Here is a 16,478-nt window from a genome sequence, read left to right as displayed (position 1 = left end):
CCACACCGGACCGACCGTACGTCCGTCAGCCCATCGACTCATCAGCCGACTCGTCAGCCGTGCACCCGGATCACCCGCAGCGCGGGCGACGACAGGATGTCCTTCTCGCAGAACCTCGCCCTGACCCACTTCTCGGCCGAGAACAGCCGCGTCTGGTCCGCGAAGTGCGGCGAGTTGGGATTCGACGACTGGGAGTACGTCAGCAGCGTGCGGGCCACCGGGCAGCGGCTGCCGTCCCAGCCCACGGCCTGGATGTGGCTGGACCCGAACTTGTTGTCCCGGTAGCCGCCGTTCACCGTGTCCCACACGGGCTCGATCTTGTTCCACACGCCCAGGGACTCGGTGCCGCCACCGAGGGGCATCCGCCGGCCCTGGCGTACGACGTACTGGTGGTCCCCGAGCCGGGCGCTCAGCGCGATGCCCGCCACGCGCAGCTCCGTCACCGCGTCGGCGAGGGCCTTGGTGAAGCCCGGCGCGTCCGTGTTGAGCGTGTTGGGGGTACCGACCGGATCCGCCGCCGAGAACGGCACCTTCCAGCGTTGCGCGGACGGCACGGCGCCCAGCAGCTTGCGCCAGAACCGGTCGAAGAGCAGCGCACCCCGGCTGTCACGGTTCATGGTGCGGTCCCAGGACGCCAGCACACCGCACGCCTGACTGACGTCAACAGCCGTACCGGCACTGTCGGTTGCCGTATCGCCCGGCAGCGCCGCACAGGCCCGGGCCGCGTCGGCGGCGGCCAGCGCGCCCGTCGTCGACGGGTTCGCGAACTGCTGCCGCTGGAGATCCGCGACCGTCAGCCTGCCCTTCGCGGCCAGCGCCGCCACATCGGCGACGGCACCCCGGGTCCGCGGCGAGGCGGCCGTGCGGACCTTACCGAAGATCCGCTCGTAGCCGGTGATCGGCTTGTCCAGGTTGGCCAGCCACGCGCTGTCGTTGGAGTTCTCGACGTACGGCGCGTCCTTCAGCGTCGGCATCCGCGCGGGCCCGAAGATTCCGGGCGCCACGGCGTCCGGATCGTCGCCGATGGCGCAGTCGGCGCGTGAGCCGTCGAGGACCGCGACCCCCGCCGCCGGGTAGGTGACCCTGCCGAGCGGCGTCGAACAGGCTGCCGCCAACGCGTCGGTGATCCGGGGGAGTACCTGCGACTGGGCGAACAGGGAGTGCCCCGCGGAGTCGGCGGCGACGGTGTTCACCCAGGGAATGCCCTGGTGCCTGTCGAGGGAGCGGAGGACCTCGGCGGTGCCGCGCGCCTTGCTGAAACCGAGCGAGGTGTCGTAGAACCGCAGGTTCGCCGCGTTCGGGTCGTTCAGCGCGTACGCCGTCGTCGTGGTCCAGGGCAGCGGGAGTTCGCCGTCGGGGGAGAGGACGACGGGGCCGTAGCGGGTCCACCACTGGGTGCGGGTCACCGGCGCGCCGTTCTTCACCGGGACCGTCACCGGCCGGGGCGTCATCCGCTCCGGCCTGCCGTCGACCAGGTACGTCGTCGGGTCGGCGGGGTCCAGCTTCAGCTGGTGCAGACTGAATGGCACACCCGTGGACACGGTGTGGCTCCACGCCACGTTCGCGTTGTACCCGACGGAGATCGTCGGCGAGCCGAGCAACGACCCGCCCGCCACGTTCAGTTCACCCGGGATCGTCTGCTGGGACTGCCAGAACCGGCGTCCGCCCTGCCACGGGTAGTGCGGGTTGCCGAGCAGCAGGCCACGGCCGCCCGCCGTCGTACTGCCGTTGAACGCCACGGCGTTGGAACCCATGTCGGAGATGCCGAACAGCTCGCGCGCGCCCCTGGCGGCGGCAGCGGCGTCCGGGAGCGCCGGTTTCGTGGGCGTGGTGGGTGCGGTCGGCGGTCGCGCGGCGGTGATCCCGTCCACGAAGCCGCCCTGTCCCCCGAGCACCGCGAGGGCGTAGGCGCGGGTCGCCACGTCGAGACCGGTCACGGGCCGGACCCAGCCGGCGCCCGCGCAGGCCGGGTCCGTGACCCGGTTCTGCCTCAGCCAGGTGTTGTAGCCGGCCGCCCAGCCGTTCATCAGGTCCTTGACGGACCGGCTCGGGCCCTGCGGCGCCGGCTGGGCGAGCAGCCGCTCCACCGTGCCGTTGTCCCGCACCCCACGGAAGTACAGATCGCTGGAAAGGTTGTCGGAGGCGTCGGAGAGCGAGAAGTCCGTCTCGGCGTCGGGGCCGAACCAGCGCGAGCGGTCGCCGCGCAGGGTCACGAAACCGTCCGCGAGCGCGCACGCCTGGTCGGCGGCCTGAGCCCAGCCGCTGCCGAAGCCGAGGTCCGCGTAGTCCTTCGCGACGATGTGCGGGATGCCGTACTCGGTATAGCGGATCACGGCGGACAGACGGCCGTGGGAGGGATGTTGCTGTGCTGTTCGTGGCGCCTGCGACGCCTCTGAGGGTCTGCTCTGCGCCGTGGCGGCGGGCAGTGCTGTCGTGGCGGTGAGTAATGCGACGGCCATGACGACGAGCCGTCTTCTGCGGGTACGCATAGTGCCTCCCAACGTCATTGGGGGAAGGGGCGGTTGAGCGTACCAACGGGTATGTTTCCCGGCCCCCTCCGGTGCTTGACCTCGTTCGGTGACGGAACCAGGATCATGGACTATGACGCAGCAATACGGGAGCACGGTTGACGGGGTGCTGCGGCGCAGCGCCCAGCGCGTTCCGGCGCGGATGGCGGTCGAGTACCGCGAACGGGCCTGGACGTACGGGGAACTCGACGAGGCCGTCTCCCGCGCGGCCGGCGTACTGCGCGCCGAGGGGCTCGCCCCCGGCGACCGGGTCGCCGCCTACGGCCACAACTCCGACGCCTACCTCATCGCCTTCCTCGCCTGCGCCCGCGCCGGACTCGTGCACGTCCCCGTCAACCAGAACCTGACCGGCGACGACCTCACCTACCTCGTGGCCCAGTCCGGCAGCACCCTCGTCCTGGCCGACCCGGACCTGGCCGACCGGCTCCCCGACGGCGTACGAACCCTGCCGCTGCGCGACGCCGACGACTCCCTGCTCGCACGGCTGGCCGACACCGCGCCCCACGAAGGCCCCGAGTCGCGCACCGAGGACCTGGTACAGCTCCTGTACACGTCCGGGACCACCGCGCTGCCCAAGGGCGCGATGATGACCCACCGATCTCTGGTGCACGAGTACCTGAGCGCGATCTCCGCCCTGGATCTGAGCCCCGGGGACCGGCCCGTGCACGCGCTGCCCCTGTACCACTCGGCGCAGATGCACGTGTTCCTGCTGCCGTATCTCGCGGTCGGCGCCACGAACATCATTCTCGACGCACCGGACGGCGACACGATCCTCGACCTCGTGGAGTCCGGCGGGGCGGACAGCCTGTTCGCGCCGCCGACCGTGTGGATCGCTCTCGCGGGCCGCCCCGACTTCGCGACCCGCGACCTGAGCGGACTGCGCAAGGCGTACTACGGCGCGTCGATCATGCCGGTCCCGATCCTGGAGCGGCTGCGCGAGCGCCTTCCGAAACTCCACTTCTACAACTGCTTCGGCCAGAGCGAGATCGGCCCCCTCGCCATGGTTCTCGGGCCCTTCGAACACAAGGGCCGGCTGGACTCCTGCGGACGCCCGGTGCTGTTCGTGGACGCACGGGTGGTGGACGAGAAGGGCGCGGAAGTCCCCGACGGGACACCCGGCGAAGTCGTCTACCGTTCACCGCAGTTGTGCGAGGGCTACTGGGACAAGCCCGAGGAGACGGCCGCCGCTTTCCAGGACGGCTGGTTCCACTCCGGTGACCTGGCCGTCCGGGACGCCGACGGCTACTACACCGTCGTCGACCGGGTGAAGGACGTCATCAACTCCGGTGGCGTACTGATCGCCTCACGCCAGGTTGAGGACGCCCTCTACACCCACCCGTCGGTCGCCGAGGCGGCCGTCGTCGGCCTTCCCAACGAGCGCTGGATCGAGGCCGTCACGGCGGTCGTCGTCCCTCGCGGCGAGGTTACGGAGTCGGAACTCATCGCCCACGCCCGCGAGCGGCTCGCCCACTTCAAGGCACCGAAGAGGGTCGTGTTCGTGGACGAGCTGCCGCGCAACGCCAGCGGGAAGATCCTGAAGCGGGAGCTGAGGGACCGGTTCGCGGACTCCTGATCGTCAGCCCTCATCGGCGGCGGCGAAGGTGACATCCGCAGTACTGACCGTCCCCGCCTTGCGCCCGGGGGCGGTCTGGAACTGCCAGTAGAGGTTGGTGTGCGCTATCACCTCGGCCGGCTTCGGAGCACCGTACTTCGTGAGGTCCTCCGTGGTGTGGGCGTCGCCGACGAGCGTCACGTCGTACCCGCGCACCATGCCGCCGTGCAGGGTCGAGCGGACACACGCGTCCGTCTGGGCGCCCGTGACGACCAGTCGCCCGACCCCGCGCTCGGCGAGGACGTCCTCCAGCTCCGTGGCCTCGAAGGAGTCGCCGTATTCCTTGTGGACGAGGGGCTCGGAGTCGCGGCGGACCAGTTCCGGCACGTACTCCCAGCCTTCGCTGCCCGTCTTCAGCTCGTCGCTGGAGTGCTGCACCCACACCACGGGCACGTTGTGCGCGCGAGCCTTGTCGACGAGGGTGTTGATGTTCGCGAGCACCGCGTCGCGGTTGTGGGCGCCCTCCACCACCTGGTTCTGGACGTCGATGATGAGCAGCGCGCTGTTCGGGCGGTCGGGCAGAGTCGTCATGGCAAACCTCTTCGTCTCGTCGGCGCGAATCCGATCTCGCCACCCACACTAGAACCGACCACTGACAACGGCCCCTGAACTGGCACTTCCATGATCGACGGGCGTCCGGTGGTGCCGCTCGACCCGCCCCGGCCGACGAGGCGCGGCCGGAAGAGTTCCTCGCGGTGGTCGAGCCGTTCCTCGGTGCGGACGGCGCTACTTCTTCGCCGGCCCGTACGCCGTCATGAAGCGGTTCCGGAACTGGTCCATGCGCCACTTGGGGGCGTTGGCCGCCGGCTTGAGCCCCTCCGTCCAACCCCAGTCGGCGACGCGGTCCAGCACCTTCGGGTCGCGGGCGACGATGGTGACCGGCACGTCCCTGCTGGTGCTGCCCCCCGTGACCGTCGGGACGGGCTGGTGGTCGCCGAGGAAGACGAGGACCGTGTTGTCGTCGCCGTAGCGCTGGACCCACTGGGTCAGGCTGTCCAGGGAGTACTGGATGGCCTTGCGGTACTCGGTCCGTACGCGCTTGGCGCTCTTCCAGACCTCCGTGGGGTTCGTGCCCTCCTTCTTGATCTTCTCGAAGACCGAACCGTCCCCGAGGTCCTTCCAGTCGATGGTGTGGGCGATGGGGGACCAGGGGTTGTGGCTGGAGGCCAGGATGATCTCCGCCATGATCGGGTCGCGGTTCTTCTTGCCGTGCTCCAGCTTCTGGAAGGCCTCCAGGCTGAACTGGTCCGGCACCGGGGTCCAGCTGAAGTACGGACCCTGGTAGCCGAGGTGTGTGGAGTCGTAGATGTGGTCGAGGCCGAAGTACGTGCCCTCGGGCCAGGCCTTCCGCACGCCCGGGACGATGCCGACCGTGCGCCAGTCGCCGGTCTTGCGGAAGTAGCTGGTGAGCGTGGCGCGGTCACTGGTGGTCGTGGTCCGGTACCGCTGCTGGTTCTTGATCCACAGACCGGACAGGAACGTCGTGTGGGCGAGCCAGCTGCCGGCGCCCGTCACGGGCGACGTGAGCCAGCCGCTGCGCGCCGCGAAGCCGGCCGACCTGAGCCTGGCGTCGCCCTGCTTGAGCGTCGTGTCGATCTCCGGTGCCATCGCCGGGTCGTCGATCGCCACCCGGCCGTAACTCTCGATGAAGGTGAACAGCACGTCCTTGCCGCGCAGCCCGGTCAGCAGCCGGTCGGACGGCGTGTCGGCGAAGGCGTCGACGTGGAGTTGCTTGTCGAAGACATCGGCGTCCCCGAGGCCCTCGCGGACGTACTGCACACGGTTGGTGAGGTACTGGGTGTAGCCCTTGGTCGCGATCGTCACACCACCGGTCTGCACGCCCATGGTGAAGCAGACGATCCACGCGGTGCCGAGAACCAGCGTGCCGCGCACGGCCACGGGGCGGTGCCGGGCCATCACGTCGGCCAGCCGCACCAGCGCGAGCGCGCTCACCATGAGCACGGCGATCAGCAGGACGATCACGCCGATCACCGAGAGCACCTCACCCGAGCGACCGAGCGAGTCCTTCAGGAAATCCGCCGCGTCGTTGAGCAGCACCCAGTCGAAGACCAGGTCGAACGGCCGGGCCAGGGTCTGGTAGAAGCCCATGTCGAGACACTTCAGGACGGTGGACAGCCCGAGGAACGCCCCCAGGACGAGGGCCGTGATCCGCCGTGCCTTCGCCGGCAGTACGAGCAGGACAGCCGCGAGGAAGATCGCCTCGACAGGCAGACGGAGGAACGACTCGGCGGTGATCCGGTCGAGGCGGTTGGGTATGAGGAGCACGACGACCACCAGGACACCGGCCAGGACACTCGTGCCCACCCGCACGGCACGTGCGGCGCGCGGGAAACGACGGCGCCAGCCGAACCAGCCGGGGCGGGCAGAGGGGGAGGTGGCGCTGCTCGGGCCGGGTTCGTCGGCGGACGGGTGGTCGGGGGCCGCCGCGTCGGCGGGTTCGTCGTCGGCGGCCACAGCCGCGCGGGGGATTAGGGCCTTGCCGGGCGCCTTCCCGTCTTCCGCGCTGTCGGCCGTCTCCTCCGCCGAAGGGCGCCCGCCCGGCACGTCCGCCGGGGTGCCGGGGTCGGTGTCGTTCACTGCGGGAGCGCGCGAGGCCTCCTCGGCTGTGGTCCCGTCCAACGCGTCCGCGTCCGTGTCGGGCAGTTGACGAGGGGGCGTGTGGTGCGACACCCGTGGGTCCTTCCGTGCGGAGCGCTGATGGCACGGCGGACCGGGCTCGCAGGGCAGGGCCGCCGACCTCGCGTACGTCCCCGCGTCACCCTCCGTTCAACCCCGGGTCAACCGCGCGCACAGAGTACGCCCGTCAACCCCGGTCGGCCCACCGGCCAGGCGCGGCCTCCCGCCTCACCGGTCCGCCCCGACGGCAACCTCCTTGGCCCAGCGGTAGTCCGCCTTGCCGCTGGGTGACCGCCGTATCGTCTCGGTGATCACCAGCTGCCGGGGAATCTTGTAACCGGCCAGCTGTGAACGGCAGTAGGACTGGACCTCCTCCAGCGAGGGCCGCGGCGCTCCCTCCCGCAACTGCACCACCGCCGCCACATGGTTGCCCCACTTCGCGTCCGGAACTCCGGCCACCAGCGCGTCGTACACGTCCGGATGGGACTTGAGAGCCTGCTCGACCTCCTCCGGATACACCTTCTCGCCACCGGTGTTGATGCACTGCGAGCCCCGCCCGAGGACGGTGACGACGCCCTCCTCGTCGACCGTCGCCATGTCGCCGAGGAGCACCCACCGCTCGCCGTCCTTCTCGAAGAAGGTCTCCGCTGTCTTCCGCTCGTCGTTGTAGTAACCGAGCGGTACGTGGCCGCACTGCGCGATCCGGCCCACCTCGCCCGCCGGCACCGGCTCGTGGGTGGCCGGATCCACCACCTGGGTGCGGGAGTTGACGCGGATGCGGAAGCCCCGCTCGGGGCCCGAGTCCTCGGTCGCCGTACCGTTGAAGCCGGACTCCGACGACCCGAAGTTGTTCAGCAGCATCACGTTCGGGACCAGGGCCTGGAACTGGGCACGCACCGTCTCCGACATGATCGCGCCGGACGACGAGACGCTGAACAGGGACGAGCAGTCCGTGTCCTTCATGGGCCCGCTCAGGGCGTCGATCAGTGGCCGCAGCATGGCGTCGCCCACCAAGGACACGCTGTTGACCTGTTCTTTCTCTATCGTGCGCAGCACGTCCTCGGGGGTGAACTTGCGGTGGATCACCACCCGTTGCCCGAAGTTGAAGCCGATGAAGGCGGTCAGCGTCGAGGTGCCGTGCATCAGCGGGGGAGTGGGGAAGAAGGTGATCCCCTCGCCGCCGGCCGCGACCCGCTCGGCCAGCTCCTGCGGCGACTTGACCGGCTCGCCGGTGGGGGCGCCACCGCCCAGTCCGGAGAAGAACAGGTCCTCCTGACGCCACATGACACCCTTGGGCATGCCGGTGGTGCCCCCGGTGTAGATGATGAACTGGTCGTCGCCCGAGCGGTCCGCGAAACCCCGTTCCGGGGAGCCGGCCGCCTCCGCCTCGGCGAAGGGCACCGCATCCAACTCGGGTGCCCCCGCAGCCGGTTCGCCCACCCGGATCAGGTGCCGCAATGCCGTGGCCCGGGGCCGGGCGGCCGCCACCCGCTCCGTGAACTCCGCGTCGAAGACCAGGGCGGCGAGGTCGGCGTCCCGATAGAGGTACACCAACTCCTCTTCCACATAGCGGTAGTTGACGTTGACCGGAACGATCCGCGCCTTGAGGCAGCCCAGCACGGTCTGGAGGTACTCCACCCCGTTGTAGAGATGCAGGCCCAGATGCTCGCCGGGGCGTATCCCGCTGTCGATCAGATGATGGGCGACCCGGTTGGCGGCGGCGTCCAACTCCGCGTAACTCAGGCGGCGTTCCGCGCCCGAGCCGGGATGGTCGAGATACACGAGCGCAGCACGGTCCGGCACCACATCCACGACCGACTCGAACAGGTCGGCAAGGTTGTACTCCACCGCTCCTCCTGACCCCGGGCATCCCTGGCGGTTGTCGGCTCGCGGTCATCAGAGCAAAGGGCGCGGCAAGTGTGAAGGGGCAGCGTCGAAGAAATCTGACTACCTGTCAGAAAACCCTTGAAGTGCTTCCTCCGCTCCTGCAACCTGTTCTCGTTCTTTCACCTGTTCTCGTTCTTTCAGAGGGGAGATGGGCGATGGGTGGCACGGAACACCTGACCGTCCGGCGTGAGAACGCCACGCTGGTGCTCACGCTCAACCGGCCGGAAGCCAAGAACGCGCTCTCGCTGCCGATGCTCGTCGGGCTGTACGACGGCTGGGTCGAGGCGGACGAGGACGACACCGTCCGCTCGATCGTGCTCACCGGAGCCGGCGGCGCCTTCTGCGCCGGAATGGATCTGAAGGCCCTGGCCGGAAGCGGTCTGGAGGGAGAGGAGTACCGCCACCGGCTCAAGGCCGACCCCGACCTGCACTGGAAGGCCATGCTGCGCCACCACCGCCCCCGCAAACCGGTGATCGCCGCGATCGAGGGGTACTGCGTCGCCGGCGGCACCGAGATCATCCAGGGCACCGACATCCGCGTCGCGGGCGAGTCGGCGACCTTCGGACTCTTCGAGGTCAAACGCGGCCTCTTCCCGATCGGCGGCTCCACCGTCCGCCTCCAACGGCAGATCCCCCGCACCCACGCCCTGGAAATGCTGCTCACCGCACGCCCCTACAGCGCCCAGGAGGCCGCCGCGATCGGCCTGATCGGACACGTCGTCCCCGACGGAACCGCCCTCGACAAGGCCCTGGAGATCGCCGAACGCGTCAACGCCTGCGGCCCCCTCGCCGTGGAAGCGGTGAAGGCGTCCGTCTACGAGACCGCCGAACTGACCGAGACCGAAGGCCTCGCCGCCGAACTCAAGCGCGGCTGGCCGATCTTCGACACCGCCGACGCCAAGGAAGGCACCCGTGCCTTCGCCGAGAAGCGCCCCCCGGTCTACCGGCGCGCCTGAGTACGCGAAGGAGCCCCCGGGATGACCACCGAAGTCCTCAAAGCCCCCCTCGTCGTCGAATTCCCCTTCACCCGCTCCCTGGGCCCCGTCCAGAGCGCCTTCCTGACCGGTCTGCGCGAACAGGTCGTCCTCGGCGTCCGCACCGCCGACGGCCGCACCCTCGTCCCACCTGTCGAGTACGACCCGGTGACCGCCGACGAACTGCGCGACCTCGTGCAGGTCGCCCCCACCGGCACCGTCACCACCTGGGCCTGGAACCCCGACCCGCGCCGGGGCCAGCCCCTGGACACACCCTTCGCCTGGGTCCTGGTCAGGCTCGACGGCGCCGACACGGCCCTCCTGCACGCCCTCGACGCACCCGGCCCCGACGCCGTCCACACCGGAATGCGCGTCCGCGTCCGCTGGGCGGCACAGCGCTCCGGCGCGATCACGGACATCGCCTGCTTCGAGCCGCACGACAGCGCGAGCGGCAGTGAAGTGTCCGGCCACGACGGGCAGTTCGCGTCCATGGTGACCGGCATCGTCGCCGAGGCCCGCCTCGACTACACCTACTCGCCCGGCCGCGCCCAGACCGACTACATCAACGCCCTCGCCGAGCGGCGGATCGTCGGCGAGCGCTGCCCCTCCTGCCGGAAGGTGTACGTCCCGCCCAGGGGCGCGTGCCCCACCTGCGGTGTCGCCACCGCCGAACAGGTCGAGGTGGGCCCCGGGGGCACGGTCACCACGTACTGCATCGTCAACATCAAGGCCCGCAACCTCGACATCGAAGTGCCCTACGTCTACGCGCACATCGCCCTCGACGGCGCCGGCCTCGCCCTGCACGGCCGGATCGGCGGCATCCCCTACGACCAGGTCCGGATGGGGCTGCGCGTCGAACCTGTGTGGACGGAAGGGGGCCGCTACCCCGACCACTACCGGCCCACCGGCGAACCCGACGCGGACTACGAGACGTACAAGGAGCTCCTGTGACACGCGAGATCGCCGTCGTCGCCTTCGCACAGACCGATCACCGGCGCACCAGCGAGGAACTCTCCGAGGTCGAGATGCTGATGCCGGTGCTGCACGAGGTGCTCGACCGGACGGGGCTGAAGACCAGCGACATCGGCTTCACCTGCTCCGGCTCCTCCGACTACCTCGCCGGCCGCGCCTTCTCCTTCACCCTGGCGCTCGACGGGGTGGGTGCCTGGCCGCCGATCTCCGAGTCGCACGTGGAGATGGACGGGGCATGGGCGCTGTACGAGGCGTGGACCAAGCTGCTGACCGGCGACGCCGACACGGCACTCGTGTACTCCTACGGCAAGTCCTCGCCGGGCTCGGTGCGGGACGTCCTGACCCGGCAGCTCGACCCGTACTACGTGGCTCCCCTGTGGCCCGACTCCGTGGCGCTCGCCGCGCTCCAGGCGCAGGCCCTCATCGACGAGGGCTACACGGACGAGCCCGCGCTCGCCGCCGTCGCCGCCCGCAGCCGGGCCGACGCACAGGACAACTCCCACGCACAGCTGCGGGGTTCGGTACCGCACGGGGACTACGTCGTCCATCCGCTGCGTACCGGCGACTGCCCGCCGATCGGCGACGGGGCCGCCGCCGTGATCCTCGCGGCCGGTGAACGCGCCCGGGAACTGTGCGAGCGGCCCGCCTGGATCCGGGGCATCGACCACCGCATCGAGGCACACTCGCTCGGCGTCCGTGAACTGACCGACTCACCGTCGACGCGGCTCGCCGCCGAGAAGGCCGGCGCCTTCGAACGGCCCGTGGACACCGCCGAGTTGCACGCCCCGTTCACCTCCCAGGAGGTCGTCCTCAGGAAGGCGCTCCGGCTGGGTGACGGGGTCCGGGTGAACCCCTCGGGGGGTGCCCTCGCCGCCAACCCGATCATGGCCGCCGGGCTCATCCGCATCGGCGAGGCCGCCGCTCGAATCCACCGGGGCGAGTCCGACCGGGCCCTCGCCCACGCCACCTCCGGGCCCTGCCTCCAGCAGAACCTGGTCGCCGTACTCGAAGGGGAGCCCCGTCATGCCCAGTGAGCCCGTGGCGGTCGTCGGGATCGGCCAGACGAGGCATGTCGCCGCCCGCCGGGACGTGTCGATGGCCGGCTTGGTCCGCGAAGCAGCCCAACGCGCCCTCGCGGACGCCGAGTTGACGTGGGCCGACATCGACGCCGTCGTCATCGGCAAGGCACCCGACTTCTTCGAGGGCGTCATGATGCCCGAGCTGTATCTCGCCGACGCGCTCGGCGCGGTCGGCAAACCGATGCTGCGCGTGCACACGGCGGGCTCGGTCGGCGGTTCCACGGCCCTCGTCGCCACGAACCTCGTCCGCTCCCGCGTCCACGCCACCGTCCTGACCCTGGCCTACGAGAAACAGTCCGAATCGAACGCCATGTGGGGACTCTCCCTGCCGATCCCCTTCCAGCAGCCGCTGCTCGCCGGGGCGGGCGGGTTCTTCGCCCCGCACGTGCGCGCGTACATGCGACGCAGCGGTGCCCCCGACACGGTCGGCTCGCTGGTCGCGTACAAGGACCGCCGCAACGCGCTGCTGAACCCGTACGCGCATCTGCACGAGCACGACATCACGCTGGAGAAGGTCCAGGCCTCGCCGATGCTGTGGGACCCGATCCGCTACTCCGAGACCTGCCCCTCCTCTGACGGCGCTGTCGCGATGATCCTCACCGACCGCGCCGGAGCCGCCCGTTCACCGCGCCGGCCCGCCTGGCTGCACGGCGGCGCGATGCGCAGCGAACCCACCCTCTTCGCGGGCAAGGACGCCGTGTCGCCGCAGGCGGGCCGGGACTGCGCTGCCGACGTGTACCGGCAGGCCGGGATCGCCGACCCGCGCCGGGACATCGACGCCGTCGAGATGTACGTACCGTTCTCCTGGTACGAGCCCATGTGGCTGGAGAACCTCGGCTTCGCCGCCGAGGGCGAGGGCTGGAAACTCACCGAGGCCGGGGTCACCGAGCTCGACGGGGACCTGCCCGTCAACATGTCGGGCGGCGTCCTGTCGACCAACCCGATCGGCGCCTCGGGCATGATCCGTTTCGCGGAAGCAGCTCTCCAGGTGCGCGGGCTGGCCGGAGAACACCAGGTGGACGGGGCCCGCAGGGTCCTCGGGCACGCCTACGGCGGTGGCTCCCAGTTCTTTTCCATGTGGCTCGTCGGCAGCGAACCGCCCACCTCCTGAAGCGTCCCCCTCACGTGGCCTGTCGGCGGCAGGAGCCGATGGCTAGGCTGGCCGCGGACGACGAAACCGGGAGGAGCACGGACGTGGCCGAGAGCACGATCCAGGAGCACCCGCTCGCGGGCTGGGACAAGCCGGAACTGGACCTCAGCAAAGCCGACTGGCAGTCGAGCAGCAGTGGGCGAGGGGATGTCCAGATCGCCTTTGTCGAGGGGTTCATCGCGATGCGCAACAGTGGCCGCCCGCACAGCCCTTCCCTGATTTTCACGCCCGCGGAGTGGGGCGCGTTCGTCTCGGGGGCACGGGAAGGGGAATTCGACCTGACCTGAGACCGCGTCGCCCTTGCGGTGGAGCTGCGGCAGGGGCTGCCCCGAACGACAGGGCCGCCCCTGCGGTGCTAATGGATACCTCTGGGACTAGCATTAGCGCCATGCGGGACCTGATCAACAAGGACATCACCAGCGACATCAGCGGCGACGCACGGCTCGCCCTCGACCTCGCCCTCACCGTCCGCCACGGCGGCGACGGCGGCATCGCCGACGACCTCACCGACACCGCGGGCCTCACCACCTGGGTGCGCGCCCACCGCGACACCCTGCCCGTCGCCGACGGCTTCGTCGCCGACGAGGCGGCGCTGAGGGCCGTACGGGAACTGCGTGCCGCCGTGCGAACCCTCTTCGCCCGCGCTGTACGGCCCGGGGAACCGAGCGCGGCGGACGCGGCACGGCTGCTGCCCCTGGCCGAGGCGCTGCGCCTGCTCAACGAGGCGGCGGCCCGTGTCCCCACCGTCCCGGTGCTCGCCTGGGCCGACGACGCCGAACCCGTCGTACGCCACCAGGGCGTACGCGGCGAGGCGGAGATCGTCGCCCTGCTCGCGCAGGCAGCCGTGGCCTTTCTCGCCGGCGCGGACCGGGAACGGCTGCGGGCCTGCCACGCTCCGCGCTGCGTGCGCTACTTCCTCAAGGAACATCCACGTCAGGAGTGGTGCAGACCGGCCTGCGGGAACCGGGCCCGCGTCGCCCGGCACCACGAGCGGCACAAGCAGGCGAGCTAGAGCTCTGCTGTAGTGACGCCGCCCGTGGGACACGAGGTTCGGCCGGACACGTACCATTGCCGTATGTCGTTCCTCCGTCGCCGCAGCGCCACTCCCGCCGGCCCTGACTTCGATGTTCTGGCCATGGATCCGGGCGACTGGCCCGGCAATCTCGGCGCGGGCCTCCTGCCCGCCCCCGACGGCAGTTGCCAAGGCGTGTTCCTGCGCTACGACCTGTTCGGCGGCCGTGGCCCCGCGATGGTCATCGGCAACCTGCCGGAGGGCTCCCCGGCCCGTGACCTCGCCGAGGACGAGGTCCCGTTCGAGGTGGCCCAGCTGCTGCTGGCCCTGGAGAACGACGAGGAGGTCACCGTCGTCGGCACCGAGGACGTACCGGTGATGCAGGGCGACAACCTCCTGATCGTGCGCCGCCTCAAGCTCTCCGAGGGCCGCATCGCCTGTGTGCAGTTCGACCGCAGCGACAACGTCCTGGTGACCATCGCGGCCTGGGACCGACCGATCACCGACGACCTGTACGCCCTGCTGAAGCCCCTGCCGGCGGAGCTCTTCCAGACGGCCTGAAACGACACGCAGAGGTGCGGGGCCTCGCCCCGCGCCTCTGTCGTCGGTGGCTCAGGACAGTGTGAGCCGGACGTCCGCCGCCCGGACGAACGCCACCCGGTGGCCGAACTGGATCTCGTAGTACTGATCCGTGCCGACCACGACCCGGTGCGCGGCCGTGTCGAAGGTGGTGGCGTAGTCGTACTCGCCCGGCACCTTCTCCCCGGCCACGTACTCCTGGCCCGCGGGCAGCTTGTACGACAGTGGCGAGACCGCCTGGACCGGCACGCCCGCCGGATATGCCGAGGCCTCGGGGTACGCCCTCCCGTACACCGGGATCTCCGTCAGACCGTCCTTCGGCGTCACGACCGCGCCGACGGCGCTCACCGCTGTCGGGTTCGCGGCGGGGTTCTGGAACCAGGCCTTCTGGCCCAGATACCAGATCGCCGTCCAGTCACCCCTGCGCTCCGCGACCACGTACTGCTGGCCGGTGGAGGCCCGCGCCCCGACGTCGTTGACGTCGATCGACGAGATGCCGCCCGACGGGTGCGTGCCGATGTCCTTGACGAGCTCCGACGACGTGTCCGGCTGCGAGTACAGTCGCACCTCGCTCGACCCGTGCACCGCGCACGCCTGGCCCGACGTGGCACAGCCCGTGTACGTCGGCCGGTTCGACGTGTAGTCCGGCCGGATCGTCACCACCGGGCTGTCGCCCCGCAGGTGAGCCATGCGCTCGAAGGGGTGGCCCAGCAGGGAGAAGTAGTGCTGCCAGTCCCAGTACGGGCCCGGGTCGGTGTGCATACCGGAAACCGTCGACGTGGTCGGCCCCGGCACGGTGTCATGGCCGAGGATGTGCTGCCGGTCCAGCGGGATGCCGTACTCGGCCGCCAGGTACGTCACCAGCCGGGCCGACGCCCGGTACATCGACTCCGTGTACCAGGCGTCCGGATTCGCGAGGAACCCCTCGTGCTCCAGCCCGATCGACTTGGAGTTGATGTACCAGTTGCCCGCGTGCCAGGCCACGTCCTTCGCCTTCACATGCTGCGCGATGTGCCCGTCCGTCGAGCGCAGCGTGTAGTTCCAGGACACGTAGGTCGGGTCCTGGACCATGTTCAGTACGCCGTTCCAGGCGCCCTCGGTGTCATGGATGACGATGTACCGGATGCTCTGGGCGGCCGGCCGGTCGCCCAGGTCGTGGTTGCCGTAGTCGCCCTCGCCGAACTGCTCGTACGGCGCCGGAATCCACTCGCAGGACACCGTCGACGGGCACTCGGTGCCCGCGGCGGACACCTTCCGCAGCCCGGTCCGCTTCAACTGGGCGGTGTCGGGGGCCAGTTCGGGGCGCGCGGCGAGGGCGACCCGCTGTCCCTCGTCGGTCGTGCGCTTCTCGCCGGTGCGCAGTACGTCGAACACCTCGTCGGCGTACGCCGCCGCCGTCGCGCTGTCGTCGGCGCCGGAGAAGCGGGCCACCGCGCCGTACCAGTCCGCCGGGTCGGCGCTCAGCGGCTCGGCCAGGTCGTACTGGGTGGCGGCCAGCAGCGCGGCGCCGCCGGCCACGTTGGCGGCCGGGTCGGTGCGCAGCTGCTCGGCGGGCAGGCCGGTCAGCCCGGCCGCCTTCGTCAACGTGCGCAGCCGGGGCGGGAGTTCGTCCTGCGTCGGCACCTCGGTGGTGGGGTGCAGGGCCGGCCGGGCACTGTCGCCGCGCGCGTCCTCCGTGCCCTCGCTGTGGTGCGGGGCCTTTGCGAGGGCGGTCCGGGCGTCGGTGAGGTGCATCGGACCGTAGCCGCCGGTGACGCTGGGCGCCCCGGCGTGCGTGTCCCAGCGGGACTGGAGGTAGGAGACGGCGAGCAGGACACTCTGCGGCACGTGGTACTGGTCAGCGGCCGTGGCGAAGGCGTGCTGCAACCGGGTGGCCGAGGCGCCGCTGTCGGCCGGGGCCGCGCCCAGCAGCGGCAGCAGAAGAGCCGCCGGGACGACTGCCCCGGCGGCTCTGCGCAGACGTGGGCGTCTGGGCCCGGGATCGGTGGGGAGGGCGGGGTCGGTGGCGTGTCCTCGCATTGCGGCCTCCGGGGGCGGGCGGGTGTGGG

Annotated in this window: 13 protein-coding genes; 8 read left to right on the top strand and 5 right to left on the bottom strand. The window is 70.5% G+C overall.

Annotation, left to right across the window (positions count from 1 at the left end):
- Window positions 1-53: 53 nt before the first annotated feature.
- Window positions 54-2,489 carry a penicillin acylase family protein gene (locus ADL01_RS40605; RefSeq protein WP_053747128.1) on the bottom strand — a complete coding sequence of 812 codons (2,436 nt, stop codon included), beginning with the start codon at window positions 2,487-2,489 and terminating at the stop codon, window positions 54-56.
- A 112-nt stretch (window positions 2,490-2,601) separates the two neighbouring features.
- On the opposite strand from ADL01_RS40605, the gene ADL01_RS40600 reads away from it, so the two are divergent.
- Window positions 2,602-4,101 carry an acyl-CoA synthetase gene (locus ADL01_RS40600; RefSeq protein WP_053747127.1) on the top strand — a complete coding sequence of 500 codons (1,500 nt, stop codon included), beginning with the start codon at window positions 2,602-2,604 and terminating at the stop codon, window positions 4,099-4,101.
- A gap of 3 nt (window positions 4,102-4,104) precedes the next feature.
- On the opposite strand, the gene ADL01_RS40595 is transcribed toward ADL01_RS40600, so the two are convergent.
- The 3 genes from ADL01_RS40595 to ADL01_RS40585 all read right to left on the bottom strand — a co-directional run bounded on the left by ADL01_RS40595 (window position 4,105) and on the right by ADL01_RS40585 (window position 8,625).
- Window positions 4,105-4,671 (bottom strand): cysteine hydrolase family protein, encoded by a 567-nt coding sequence (locus tag ADL01_RS40595; protein ID WP_053747126.1) that lies wholly within the window; start codon window positions 4,669-4,671, stop codon window positions 4,105-4,107.
- A gap of 195 nt (window positions 4,672-4,866) precedes the next feature.
- The gene (locus ADL01_RS40590; RefSeq protein ID WP_053747125.1) at window positions 4,867-6,831 is read right to left on the bottom strand and encodes a hypothetical protein; all 1,965 of its coding nucleotides are present in this window, start codon (window positions 6,829-6,831) and stop codon (window positions 4,867-4,869) included.
- A gap of 174 nt (window positions 6,832-7,005) precedes the next feature.
- A complete protein-coding gene (locus tag ADL01_RS40585; RefSeq protein WP_053747124.1) occupies window positions 7,006-8,625 on the bottom strand; it encodes an acyl-CoA synthetase in 1,620 nt (539 codons plus the stop codon).
- 194 nt (window positions 8,626-8,819) lie between these two features.
- Between ADL01_RS40585 and ADL01_RS40580 the strand changes: the two genes are divergently transcribed.
- The 7 genes from ADL01_RS40580 to ADL01_RS40550 all read left to right on the top strand — a co-directional run bounded on the left by ADL01_RS40580 (window position 8,820) and on the right by ADL01_RS40550 (window position 14,412).
- The gene (locus ADL01_RS40580; protein ID WP_053747123.1) at window positions 8,820-9,620 is read left to right on the top strand and encodes a crotonase/enoyl-CoA hydratase family protein; all 801 of its coding nucleotides are present in this window, start codon (window positions 8,820-8,822) and stop codon (window positions 9,618-9,620) included.
- 21 nt (window positions 9,621-9,641) lie between these two features.
- A complete protein-coding gene (locus tag ADL01_RS40575) occupies window positions 9,642-10,589 on the top strand; it encodes a Zn-ribbon domain-containing OB-fold protein (protein ID WP_053747122.1) in 948 nt (315 codons plus the stop codon).
- Window positions 10,586-11,644: a thiolase domain-containing protein gene (locus ADL01_RS40570; RefSeq protein WP_053747121.1), complete on the top strand. Its 1,059-nt coding sequence runs from the start codon at window positions 10,586-10,588 to the stop codon at window positions 11,642-11,644. Before ADL01_RS40575 ends, ADL01_RS40570 begins: the two co-directional genes overlap by 4 nt.
- Complete coding sequence (locus ADL01_RS40565) at window positions 11,634-12,800, top strand: thiolase domain-containing protein (protein WP_053747120.1); 1,167 nt, start codon at window positions 11,634-11,636, stop codon at window positions 12,798-12,800. The genes ADL01_RS40570 and ADL01_RS40565 overlap by 11 nt, the downstream gene beginning before the upstream one ends.
- A gap of 83 nt (window positions 12,801-12,883) precedes the next feature.
- Window positions 12,884-13,126, top strand: a complete 243-nt coding sequence (locus tag ADL01_RS40560) for a DUF397 domain-containing protein (RefSeq protein WP_053747135.1) — start codon at window positions 12,884-12,886, stop codon at window positions 13,124-13,126.
- A gap of 101 nt (window positions 13,127-13,227) precedes the next feature.
- Window positions 13,228-13,851: a CGNR zinc finger domain-containing protein gene (locus ADL01_RS40555; RefSeq protein WP_053747119.1), complete on the top strand. Its 624-nt coding sequence runs from the start codon at window positions 13,228-13,230 to the stop codon at window positions 13,849-13,851.
- 63 nt (window positions 13,852-13,914) lie between these two features.
- Window positions 13,915-14,412, top strand: a complete 498-nt coding sequence (locus tag ADL01_RS40550; protein WP_053747118.1) for a hypothetical protein — start codon at window positions 13,915-13,917, stop codon at window positions 14,410-14,412.
- A gap of 51 nt (window positions 14,413-14,463) precedes the next feature.
- On the opposite strand, the gene ADL01_RS40545 is transcribed toward ADL01_RS40550, so the two are convergent.
- Window positions 14,464-16,449 carry an N-acetylmuramoyl-L-alanine amidase gene (locus tag ADL01_RS40545; RefSeq protein ID WP_053747117.1) on the bottom strand — a complete coding sequence of 662 codons (1,986 nt, stop codon included), beginning with the start codon at window positions 16,447-16,449 and terminating at the stop codon, window positions 14,464-14,466.
- Between the last annotated feature and the right edge of the window lie 29 nt (window positions 16,450-16,478).

Origin of the sequence: Streptomyces sp. NRRL WC-3618, assembly GCF_001280005.1 — a bacterium.
GTDB lineage: Bacteria > Actinomycetota > Actinomycetes > Streptomycetales > Streptomycetaceae > Streptomyces.
This window is presented reverse-complemented; position numbering and strand designations above follow the sequence as displayed.